Raw genomic sequence first — 13,515 nt, 5'->3', positions numbered from 1 at the left:
CGGAAGCGCACCGAGCCACACGCGGACAGCGAGCCCACAGCCGGTGAAACGACACGGTCGGCGCAGGAAAGCAGCGCGGCCGCATCCGAGGTGGCTCTTTCAACCGATACGACCACCGAGACACCCGCGCAGCGTGGGACCATACATCCGGCAGGCGAAACCGCGGTCGCCGAGCCGCACGCCGACATGGCGTTCCATCACCCCGGACACAACCCCCTCGCCCCCGAACGCCACCGCGCCGCCGGCCTGAACCCGGCCGAACACATGCTGAACCAGCACCTGGGACATATCGACAACGACGAGATCCCCGGTGACCGCGTGCCGTGGGACGACCCGAAACGACGGCATCGAGCGGAGCGGGCGACCGACGACGTAGACCCGGACAAGACACCTCGGCGCGCCCTGCGACCAGCCGACGCCGGCGCATCACCTCCGAACAACCAGGCACAAGATCCCCGCGCCCCGTCCGGTGAACAGTCCTCGGGTGGCCCCCCAGCCCTCCAGGCCGAGCCGGGGATGCCCGCTGGCGGCATCGCCGGCGTGCTGCGGCAATTGAAGCAGGCCGTCACCGCGGCATACACGGATCTCGAAGGTGTTGAGGAGTCCGACCCTGTCGTCGAAGCGCTTTTCCAAGCGTCCAATGAGGACTTCGCAGCTCATTTCCATAGACTTCGGCCGGTCCAGCAAGCAGCCGTGGTCCTTCGATATCAGCTTGGCCGCTCGGAAACCGAGACAGCACACGTGCTGAACGCGGTTGCGGAGCCGACGAAGCCCATCGGGGATGTCGCGACACGAACTTTGCTGTCCGGTGCGATACGGCGACTGGCCAGATCGGTCGCCGCCGAGCGTGGCGTTCCGGACACAGACGACAAGCTGACCCCGAACGAGACCCAACTCTTCGAGCTGTTGGCTCAGGGGTTGACGGCCACAGAAATTGCGGAAACGGTCGGATGTTCTCCGAGAACCGCAATGGAGGTGATCGATGGGATTGTCACGAAATTCAGGGCAGAAAATAAAGCAGCGGCTGTAGCGGAGGCCACACGCAGAGGGTCTCTGAACATTCTCGATCTTCCCTTTGCACAAAAAGATCCCATCACACTATCGACCGACGACAGGACCGTCCTCATCCTGACGGCGAAAGGATTCACCGGCGCGGCGATCGCGAAGACGATGACGGAGTCGACGAGCCGAACTATCTCCCCCGGGAACGTGAAGGGAATCATGGACCGAGTCGGCCGGGCTTTCGGGATTCGCGATCGAGCCGGAATTGTTTCGGTCGCGCTCCGGGAAGGAATCCTCGACGTCGATGGCTCCGAGTGGTCGCGGTGGGGTAATCCGAGCGGCGTCGAAACAACTTTATCCGAGCGCGAAACAGCGGTCCTCGAATTACTGGCCAGAGGTATGACGAATGCGTCTATCGCCGAGCATCTAGAGTTATCGCCCGGAGCCGTCGGAGCCTACCGACAGAAGGTACACAGGAAGCTCGGAGCCTCGACTCGGGAAGCATTGATGGAAGCCGCCCGGCGCCGCGGCATGGACATCGCCGACCCGGAAGAGCCGAGCCCGCCCGAATTGTCCGAGCGTGAAGTCGATGTGCTCAGGCGGATTGCGATGGGCGCGGGATACGGCGAGATCGCAACGGAGCTCGGAATAGCCAAGGGCACTGTACTGACCTATGTGCGGAGAATCCGCGGAAAGCTCGGCGTAGGTTCGGAGTCCGACCTGGTAGAGGCCGCCCGGAACAACAGCATCAACTTGGATGCCGACCTTGCAGCCTCTAATGCGGAGGCCGATCCCGCTCCCACCCGAGAAGAACCGGTACGCAATACCTCACAACGACCGCATCCATCGCACGATGACGCCGGTCGAGTTGTGCCCCACGAACATGATTCGGGCCAGGTCGCTGAATCACGACTCGACTCGCCGAAGGCCAGCCCTCCCACATCCGCCGAGGAGCAGCGATTCATCCGATGGTTCCGGCGGCGACTGGCGGACAAGTCCGGACAACCACGGCAGAGCTTTGCCGAATACATGAAGATGCACCACCTGCTGCCATCCCAGGTGGACAGGTGGCTGGCCAACGCGAAACTCGACTCGACAGAATTCGCATCAGCACCGGGCGCACAGTTCCCCCGCCCCGACGGCAATGACCCGACGATATGGATGCGCAAAGTGCGCGAGTATCTCGGCGTGCCGCACCACCAGATGGACGAACTGATCGACGCCGCGTGGACCTGGAAAGCAGCAGAAGAGGGAAGCCGACAGCTCAAGATCACTCATGTCCGAGCCCTCCTGCGCCGAGTACCCGGCGCGCGCGAGACCTACATGCAAGTGGCACGAATGTATCCCGCTTTGCTGACAGCAGATGGTGAACCGGCTTACCCGGAAGGCTATGCGCATATCGGAGAATACTTGGCGTTCTGCCGTAGATACCATAGTGAACGTATCAAGGATTTCTTTCAGCCCGCCCGCGATTTCCTTGAATTCGAGACGTACACCACGGCAGAAGTCGCACAATCGGCTGGAATTTCATCTTCTTACTACGATGATATCGAGAAGGGCCGAGACCGCCCGTCCGGGAATGTCGCAAAAAATCTGCTCGCCACAATACCTCCGCCTTACGGAGTCATCGAAGACGAAATTGCCGAATGCTATGTCCATCTGGCGAGGACGACTCTTAGATACCCGAACCCCTCCGTCGCCGGATCATTCGGAGAGTACAGCCTCCACTTCCGCGCGGTCAATCACTTGTCCCAGACGGAGACTGCGTCGATATTTGCCATCCGAGCCTACGCGCTGAGCGACTATGAGAACCAAATAGGAAGGAGTCGAGAGCTTCAGATACTGAAGGTCTACGATCACGTTTTGCACCGCGCAGGACCTTGGAACGAGCTTGCCGAAGCGTGGGGATACGAATACCGGATGGATCCGGCAGGCGAAACAGACCCGGATCCGGCGGCCTACGATTCTGTGAACGATTGGCTCAAAGCAGAGCGGCTTTACCGTCGAATGACTACAGCCGAATTCGATGCACAAGCTGGAGTAGCTGAGCTCGCATATTACCTGCGTGCAGATGGACACAGACCGCGCCTTACCTACTTGCGTAGAATCCGCGACAATCTGGGTATACCTCGAGACAGCATGAGAGCAGCCGTGCTGCGTTATTATCAGCGTCGCGATATTGTCGGCCACACCACCGACGACGACCTGATATGGAAGCACATCGAAGCCCCGGTCGGATCACAGGAGGAAGCGGCAGCTCGCGATCAGCTATTCGAAAAATATGCTTGGATCGCTGAAATCGCCGCCCGACGATGGCGGAATGCAGGGGAGCACGAAGATCTCGTGCAACGCGGCAACGAGATGATTCTCTCTGCTATCCGCAACGCCACTCCCGGTACGAACTTGCGCGCTCTGTCATTGGCGAATGCGCTTTTCTCCATGCGCAGAGCCTACGCCGAGTCCCGAGATCCCGATCATGACAAAAAAACTGCCGAGATGCTCCGCGCGGTGTCCGCGTATATAAACCGGCATGTCGATGAGACCGGCCGGGAACCCGACAATTACGAGATCGAGCAGGCCACGAACCTGACCGCAGCCCAGGTTACCGAGGCGAGGACCTTGCTCGCGCGGCGGGTGCGGTCGTTGGACGAACCGATTGGTGATGAATCCGGAACAAGCCGACACGATGTCAGGGCGCATTCGGTTTTCACGAACGAGGACGGGCCCTCTTCTGCATCCTATGACGTGGAATTCGAGGACACACTGGACAGTGCGTTGTCGGATCTCACCCAGCCCAACCTCACGAAGCAGATAGTGCTCCATCTGATGGAGGACCAGTCGCTCGATGACGTGGCCACTTCACTGGGGATCACAACCGACTACGCTGGACAGTTGCTCGACGAAGCCCGCGACAGGCTGCGCACGGCATTCGGCCGACCCGATGAGAAGAACGTCGTCAAGGGACGCTCGCCACAACCACCGGCCAACCCACACGCCGCCGAGGTTCCTCACTCCTCGGAGGGCGCTGTGCACCCCGTCTGCGCGGTAGGTGCCTTCGCCGACGCCCGCGACATGGGATTCGACGTCCAACAACCAGTCGACGTGACAGGACCCGTGCCCCCAACAGCAGTAGCCTGGCTGGCCGGAGCCCACCACCAACGGTTCGACGGCGGATTCACCGAAATAGCCCAACTGCTCACCGCGCTGGGAGCCGGCGCCGGAATGCTCGTCAACGCCCGCCCAGTCGGCGAACCGATCGGACACCTCACGCTGTGGCACAACGACGGCGAACACATCTGGATCCACGACCGCCACGCGCGACAACCCGAAACCGTCTACGACCCCGACAACCCACCCTTCACACCGGAGACCACACACGCGCTGCAACTGACCCGCCTCACTGGCACCAGCACCCTGGAATCACGACAACACCAACTGCAAGTTGCCAACCCCCACACCGACCCCGACCCCGCACGCGGACGCGCCCTACGCCCAGCCGACGCCGGCGCGCTACCACCGGACAACGGCGGTGCACCGGCCGAGAGCGAGGCCGCTATGACGGCCACGGTGTTGCAGCGACGCAACGGAAAACCGGTCGAGGTTGTGCTGGTGCTCAACGTGGCGGGCGGCTCGGCCCACAGCGCCGCGGCGGCGCGAGATGAGGCGATGACTCACCTGGAGCGCGCAATTCGGCGGCGTCGCTTCGATCCGGCGAAGGCGGTGGCCGGCGCGATCGACGCGGCGCAGCGGTCGGCGGTCGTTGCGGAATCCGGGCTGGAATGCTCGCTTGCCCTCGCTCTAGTCGAAGAAGACCGGATCACCACCGGCGCGATCGGCGACAGCCAGGTGCTGTTCGTTCCCGCCGAACCCGACTCCTCTTCACGCCCACTGACCCCGGTGCGTTCGGCGGTCGCCGAACCGGCCGTCCGCAGGGCCGGGCGACGGCACGGCGACGGCGCTGTCACTGTTCGTAGCTACCGGATCCCCGAGCACGGCACGGTGGTTGCCGGTACGGAAGGGCTGGCCGGCACACTGCCGGACGCGATCGGCGCGATCGTCCGGCAGCGTGCTGGTGATCGGGCGGGCGCGGCGCGGGCATCGGTCGACCACGCCCGGGCCAACACAGAATTCGGCAACATCACCATCGCGCTGGCGCAGTACCCGGCTCGCCGCCCGGAATCGGCGTCCCAGAACGTGGCCCCGGAGACGCGATCGACCAATGGCGGCGACTCTGCCTTCGGACCGAAACACGGGCTGCGCGACCAGAATGGCCGACCGGTCGAGGAACTCGACGAACCCGAGCGTGCCGAGCGATTGGCCGGGCAAACCCGGTCCGCTGCGGGGGTCAGCAAGAGGGGCGCTTCCCACGACCGCAACGAGGACGCGATGGTGGTCACCGAGTTCACCCGCCGCGGGAAGCCGGTCGTGGTTGCCGCGGTGTTCGACGGGGTGAGCGGAGCGCCGGATGGCCACCGCGCGGCGCAGGAGGCGGGGACCGAGCTCGGGGCGTATCTGGAAGAGCATTGGTCACGGGCGCGGTTCCGGCACAGGCTCACCCGGGAGGCGCTGTTGCAGGAAGCGCTGCACCATGTCCAGTCGAAGATGCAGGCTTTGGGCCGACGGCCGGAGTACGCCGACCACCCGGACAAGCCCCAGTGCACGGTCGCGGCCGTGATCGTGGAATCGGATCGGTTCACCATTGGGTGGGTCGGGGACAGTCGAGTGGGCTGGGCGTCCACGGACGGTCGGCATGCGATGTGGTTGACCGAGGACCACTCGTCCATCCGGATGTTCGCGAAGGAGAGGGGAATAACCGAGCGCGTGGCGCTCGAGCGGAACCCGTGGCTGGAGGGTTACCGGCACGCCATCGAATACGCGCTCGGACGGGAGGGCCGAATCCCGGCGGGGCCCAACGAACACACCGTGCCGGGGGAATACATCACGACCGTTCTGGTGTCGGAGGACATCGACGCGCCCGTGGTCGCCGAGGACGGCACAATAACCGTGCCGCGCGGCGGTGTCGCGGTGACAGTCACTGACGGCGCGGTGAAGACGATGCCGGGTCTCCAGACGCTCGGCGACGCCGTCGGCCGTCACGCTGGTAATCCGGGCGCGATCGCGTCCGAGGTGGTCGACCGGGCAGACGCCGAAGGAGAAGTCGACGACATCACCGTCGTCGTCGTGCCTGACCCACGGACCGAGGCTGACGAGGAACTGGTCCGGACCGTAATAGACCGCGTGGCGGTGCAGTGGCCTACCGCCGCACGGGCGGCCGCTCTCGATGTGCCCGACCGAAAGAAATGGGATAACGAGAGCGCCGTCCCGCCGCCGCGCGGGCAGCGGTTCGACTTCGGCATGCTGCACGCGGTAGATCCGAGCGTGGGGCTGGATGGGCATGCGTTCGAGAGGCCCGGTCGCGAACACACCGATTCGGCAGTTCACGAGACAGAATCCGGCACCGTCGGCAGCACCGGACAGTCAGGTGCATACGCGACTACAAGCAACGGCATTCGTATTACTCCCGCCGACCTGATAGTGCCCGCCGACCCCACCCGCAACTTGATCGTGCCCGACGTGCACGTGTTGCCCGCCGATCCATCGCTGGAAGAACTCATGGAGCGGTTGCGTCCGTGGAAGGAGATCTTCTGGTACTTCTGGGAATTCCCGATGCCGAGGGAAGGAGAGCTATCCGGCCGGGAGTGGATCGAAAGCAGTGAGCGAAAAGCTTGGATGAGGAGGCGGGCGATACTACGGACCCCGCTCTATGCCGGGGTCGACGCAGCCGTACGGCTGACGCTCGGAACCGAAAGGCTCCTGGGGGCGCCCCATGCGACTCCTGGGCCCGCGACACTCCGGCAACGACGTGTCATTCCGGGCCGTGGGGAAACCGATGCCGAGAAGAAGCGGACCTTGCGGGCTGACGCGGAGGTTCGCGAGTCGAATCGTGCCGATCTGGTCGATATGACGGCGTTCGAGAGGTTCTGGCGGGCAGTGTCGGGGGACGAGATCCCTCAGACCAAGCAGATTCGCCAGGGAGAATTGTCCTACGTCGGGGGGCGCCTGCTACGCGCCGAGGGTCACAACCTCATGGTGGCGGGGCGCTACTACCAAGACTTCGCGCTGATGGTCACGGGACGTGACCCCGTTCTGACTCCGGAAGAGTACGCACTGTGGCTGATGTTCAGTCACGACGCGCTATGGACCGTGCACTATCCCGGCTGCCGAGAACTGGAACCGCAGTCCCCCGAGTTCCTGCTCACGCGTTACCTGACGGTCGCCATCTTCGACAAAATCGCCTCCAAGCCGCTCGAGGTGCAGTATCTGAACGAGGTCGTCCGTCCGTATTTGCGTCGCCAGGGTGTGGCAGCCGGCCGGGTATTGCTCCACGAGCTGTCCCATCACCTGCTGGATTCATCCCGATCCACCCTGGAGCGGCTCGGCATGCGGACACGAAAGGGCCTCGGCCGAGAGGTAGGAGCCGAGGTCGCAACGGATGCGGACAACTGCGCGGTCTGCCGTGACTCCGCTGCCGCACTCCCGGGAGCAAGCAGCTCGGGTGGCCGCGAAGCAGCTACGGCGCGCTCCGGCCCAGCGACGTCCACCGAAACCGACCGCGGGGAACCACTCTCCGTGGTCGCCGAACCCGACGAGCCGAGTCCGACCATCACGCCGGAAGACCATGCCCCGACCTCGCACCACGAGCGACAACCGCGCGACACTCCGGAACCGCAGCAGCCACAATCCGACCGCGCATCCTCCGCGGACGAGCAGCTGCAAACGGAGGAACCGAGTCCGGACGTAGCCCAGCGGATCAGCGACCTCGTGGCCCGACATACGGAATTGACCCGGATGACCGCGCAACGCTCTCGCGAGGGCAAACCGGTCAGCGCGGACCGGCTGAATCGTGCCTACGACCAGATCGAGGGTGAGATGGCGCGTCTGAGGAGTTCCGGAACGGTGAGCGCCGACGTGCCGGTGGTCGTCGGCACGGATCACCGGCTGGCGCTGGACTCGGTATTCGAGCCGGAACGCGCCTACCAGCAGACTTACCGTCATGCCATGGACATGCTGCTCGGCTTCCCCTTCGCCCGCGCGGACCTGACGCCGGACGAAACGGGCGATCAGCTGGCCGAGATACGGCGGGCGATCGACCGCGTGGCCGAACTCGCCGCTGATGCAGGCCGCGGTGCGGAAGTAGAGGAAATAGAGGTTCTGGTCACCATTTTCGAATGGACGGAGCAAGCCGCCGCAGGCGGGCGACCCATTCCCCTCGATGAGGGACAGGCCGATCCGCGGGATCGCGCTTTCCCCTCCGTGATGATCGCCCCGAGACAATCACTCGACCTCGCCGACAACGCGGGCGCGGCTCCGGTGAACGCCTCAGCGGCATCCGGATCTTCGGATCGGCAGGATGACTCGATCGAGATGCGTCGCGACCGGGGCAGTCGGTTCGGGCACCAGGCGGCACTGCCGGACGGCGCCGTCCACGCGGTCCCCGAGCCCGAGGAAACCGCCGACCTGGGCCTCGTTTCGAAACTCTATGCCGCACGCATGCCGGACGGCAGAACCGTACACTTCCGCCTCCTGGGCAACCCTTACGGCTACCCGGTCCTGCTTTCGCCCGGCACACCGGTCGGAGTCGACGGCCCGCTGCCGGATCACTGGGCGCTCTACAACCGCGGATTCGCGGTCGTTGTTGTGGAAAGACCCGGTTATGGCGACTCGGATCCGCTGCCGGGACGCACCGTAGCCGATTGCGCCCGCGACATCATTCACATCGCGACCGAGCTTTTCGCGTTCGACCGCTACTCCGTACTCGGGCGATCCGGCGGTGGATCGGTGGCGATCGCGGTCGGCGCGCTGGATCCCGACCATGTCGACCGGGTCGTCTCCCTCGTGGGTACCGCCCCGCGACTCGACGACATGGGTGAGTGGATGGCAGGCATGGCCGAGGCGAACCAGCGGATCTATGCCAGTCCCGACATCGAAGCCATGGCTGCCACACTCACCGAGATGGCGGAGAACATCGCCCGGGACGGGGAGTGGTTGCTGCGCTACAACCAGGATGCCTTCACCGGGGTCGACCACATGTGGGTGGGCACACACCGCAAAGAGCTGGCCAGGGGCTATCAACGCGCTCTGCGCAACTATCCGCGAGCGTGGGCCGACGACGCCGTTCAGCTGACCGGGAACTGGGGAATCCGGTTCGACCAGTACCGCGTCCCGGTCGACCTGGTGCACGGCGCTGCCGACCAATTCTCGCCTGTCGACCACAGCCGCGACAACGCCAGAATCATCCCGACATCGAAGCTGTACGTCTTCCGCGGCGTCTCCCACATGATGGGCATGGACGCGCTGCCCGTCATCGCGAGCCACTTCCGCGCCGAGCGGGATGCGTTCTACCGGGCCCGGCGCGACGACCGGCACATCCGGGAGATTCAGCGCGCCGAATCCGACCCACTGCCACTCCCGCGGTGGATGCACTGGACGCGCGGCCGATGGGACTCGGTACCGGACTACGCGGACGCCAGTCCGGTGCTGGACCTTCCGCCGCATCGAGCTCGCGGTATGGATGGGCTGGGCTTCGATCCGCCGGCCGTGGTCGCCGATCCACTCCGCGGCGTGCCGCGGGGTGTGCCGCACGGTGTGGTGGCGCACGCCGCCGACCCGAACCGCCGAGACGGCGGCGCCGTCGCGGGCGCCGCTCATACCCCGGCGCCGGTCGATAAAGACAACAGTCGGGGCGATGCTGCCGCGCAACATCCGCAGAGCCTGAGTGCGAGCACTGCTGGGTCCGGCAGCCTTCCCGCGCGCCCGCTCGATGCGCGAGAGGTGCAGTACGCCCCGCCGACTGCCTGGCGGGCGCAAGCGATTCGCCCTGGCGCCGATGCGCTGCCCGATCCGGCTGTGGTGCTTGATCTTCCGCCCCGACGCGCTCGTGGTCTGGATGGGGTCGGTTTCGGTCCGCCACCGACCGTGGCGGATCCGTTCGGCGGCGTACCCCACGGTCTGCCCCACGGCGTGCTGACGCATGCCGCGTATCCGGCTGACCCCGAGGGCGGCGCGTTCGGCGGTGGACGGAGCGAAGCCGAGCGCATCGCCAACGCCGCGCTGTCGACCTTTCGGGTCGAGGCCACATTCGACAACCTATGGAATTGGGCCGCACGCCTCTCCGATGACTCCCTCCACCACCTGTTGACCGGTTTCACCCACCAGGTCGCCGGACAGCTGTCGGCCATTCATCGTGGCAAACCACCCTCGGTGACCGACCATGTGATTAATCCGGCACGCTTACTGGGCGCGATCGTGGCGGAAGCGGCCAGCCGCTTCGGCGACAGGGTTCCTACCGACTCGCCGACCACCTACCGGGATCTGTCAGCTCTCGGATCCTGGCTGCGGGCGAACCGAAGCACCGTCGCCGACCTGCACGCCGGCATGACCGCCGTGCTCGACGCCGCGTTCGCCGTGCGCCGCACGGCCGCAGGGCACCGCTGGTCGGTGGGTGCCATGCACCACACGGTCCCGGCGCACGTCCAGGAGGTAGCACGCCATATCGAAGAAGCCGCGCGGCATCGCATCTGGCTCGAAGAGGAGGCATTCCCGCCGGATGACGCCCTCGATGCGGAACATGTGCGGCTTGTGCGCTCCGTCGTGCTGGACGAGGTGCGCACCGCGACGCTGGCTCAGATGGTCGCGCGGTGGGCCGATGTCATGGACACGCTGCTACGGTTGCGATCCGGCGAGGCCTTCTCGCCGAGATACGCCGCGATCTTCGAGTCCCTGCCCATCCACGCCCTTGCGCTCGATCGGGCGCGAACCGGCTCCGACCGGCTGTTCGCCGCGACGGCCGCGACTGCCCTGCCGCATCTGCTCGATGCGGTGTTCTACCTGCTCCCCACCAGCAACTCCGCCTTGGGACTGGACTACCTGCGTCAGATCGACGCCCTGCTGAGCGAGGCCACCACTCGCTTCACGAACAACTTTGCCATCTACTCGCTCCAGGAAGCCGCCGACGACATACACAGGCTCTACGAGGACATCGTCGCCGCGTACTCCCGCCGATCGCCCGAGGTCCGGGCGCGGCGCATTCACGACACGCTATCGGACTTTTTCGGCATCGGATCGGAGCCGCATCTACACCGGACATTCCATTGGGCGGTGCGGGCGCTGTGGGGACTGGGTAGCCAGCGTCCGGGGATCGAATACGCGACTCGGGAGCATCGGCTGGACCCCGTCCTGCCGTGGGACTGGGATCTCACCGACGACGAGCGTGCCCTCGCCGCGACCGCAGCGGACTTGCTACACAACCTTTGGGGACCGGAGGCGGGCATCTCGTCATTGCTACGCCACAGCGATTCCCGGGATCTCTTCGAGGACACCTTCGACCGGGTCTCGCGGAACATGCGATGGTGGATAAAACTCGGAAGATGGACCGCCGGACACACCACGATCGGTTCCCTGCTGGCGGGAGCCACGGACTTCTCGGTCTCGCAGATGCAGTTGGCGGTGCTGAGACAGTATCCGCACATCATCGGGGCTGCCGCGGGCATCGAGTACCGGGCGCGGGATCTGGCGAATCGGCTATCGCTCGCCCGCGATCTCGAATCCCCCGGGCTCGCCCCCGAAATCCGGCATGAGCTCGCCGCGCTGCGCGAGCAACTGGCAGAGGTCAGACACCGCGCCTTCGGGCTCCGCAGCCCCGGCTCCGGTCCGGCGCCGGTGCTGCTGATCTCCTACGATCCCATCGCCGAAGGCGGCACCGGCAGAGCTGTCATCTCGATCGGCGAAGCCGACAGCGCATCCTTCATGGCGTTCAACGTCACCGGAACCGACACGCTCGGCGCCGATCTGTCGAACTGGTCGGTTCGCGCCTGCCTGCAATACGAGGAAGCGCAGCGGCATGCGCCCCCCGACGCCCGCGTAGCGATCATGTTCACTGTCGGCCTACCGGGTGGGAGCGGTGCACCTACGCACACCGCAGGGCCGCACACCATGCCGATGGACAACGTCATCGAAGCCCGAGACGCAGCCGGGGAGATCGTGGCGAGAGAACTCATGACCTACGACGCAACCCGCGAATTGGCCCTCGACAGTAGCGACGAGAGTTGGTCGCGAATGGTACGACTATCCACCGCGATCGGGCACGGCGACGGTATCGGTGTGCTGCGCGCGGCCGCTAATACCCTGTGGCTCGATCGAGCTGTGGACCAGATCGTTCTCGCTCCCGGTTCGGCCGCCGACCGGCTCCCCACCGCCAGTCAGCTCGATATCGGCACCGAGCATGTGTACACGCTCAATCCCCACCGCGACCGGAACGGCGATCCGAACACCATCGGGCTGATCATGGTCGGACGCGGCGGCGATATCGAATCCACACCCGAAGCCGCCGGTCGATCAGCCGCTCCCCTGATCGAGACGCCCACCACCGTCCGCGATCTCTCTCAGCTGCTCTCCGCGCACGAATACCGTCCCCTCGACGGCAGCCGGGGGTACGCCATGACTGACGACGAGGGCCTGACGGTGTACCGAGCAGCACAACCACTGCTCCATGACGCCCTGCGGGGAACCTACAACACGACCGTCCTCCTCGACGACCTCGGCTTGGTTCTGCGCATCGGTCGACCCGATACCGGCAGCTTCGACCCACGTTTCGGACCCGAGCACAGAACCCTCCCGGTCATCTCCCGATACGTTCGGAACGCACCGCAACTACTGAAAGTCATCACCGGTCGCATGCCGGACGGGCGCGTCATCGACGAATCGGCGCCGATCCTGATCGAAAGGCTCGCGCGGGGACAGAATCTCGCCGAGACATTCCGGCGAGCCGACCGGAGAACGATCCGGTCCCACCAGGGCCTGATACTGCGCGCCTTCGCAAGCATCCACGAGCAGCTGCGTGCGATGCCGGAGGACCATCCGCTGCTGGATCAACTGACACCACCAGGCGTCGCGAAGGGCGACACCGGAGGGTGGTACCTGAACCATATCGATTGGTACACCGCGAATTTCTATCGGCGGCACCTCGAGCGCTTCGGTCACCTGTTCGACGAGTTCGGACTGCTCCGCGGCAATCCTTTCGAACCGTTGATCGATGAGGCTCGATCGATGCGGGAGTCCCGCCACCACATCCTGCATGCCGACCCGAACGAGGGAAACTTCCTCATCAGTAACGAGCTACGCGTGACCCTGCTCGACTGGGAGCTCGCCGTCAACGGTCCGAGCGCCTACGACTGGGCCCGGCTGGGCCATCTCATTCCCGGGATCGAGGTGCCCCGTGAACTCGGCGGCCCGGACATGGTGAAATTCGCTCGGCTCGAGAAGTTCAAACGGGTCATGAACGACACGGTCAAACTGGCGCCGCTGGCTGCCGCCGGACAACTCACCCCGCAACTGATCGAATTCATCGACACCGAATTCAGCGAGGCCGTGATCCAGGTGCGTCAGCTATCCGGTCACACCGACCTACTGCCGCCACGGGCGGAACTCGAGATTCTCCGGTCGTGGCGACCGTGA

Annotated in this window: 1 protein-coding gene (cut by a window edge); it reads left to right on the top strand. The window is 65.0% G+C overall.

Annotated features, from left to right (window positions below; all coding sequences use genetic code 11):
- Nucleotides 1-13,515 carry the end of an alpha/beta fold hydrolase gene (locus ACWEKR_RS27640; RefSeq protein ID WP_452356946.1) on the top strand. It extends 14,889 nt beyond the left edge of the window, so the window shows 13,515 of its 28,404 coding nt (coding positions 14,890-28,404); its start codon lies off the left edge, out of view; its stop codon occupies nucleotides 13,513-13,515.

Source organism: Nocardia sp. NPDC004573 (assembly GCF_053602135.1).
This window is presented reverse-complemented; position numbering and strand designations above follow the sequence as displayed.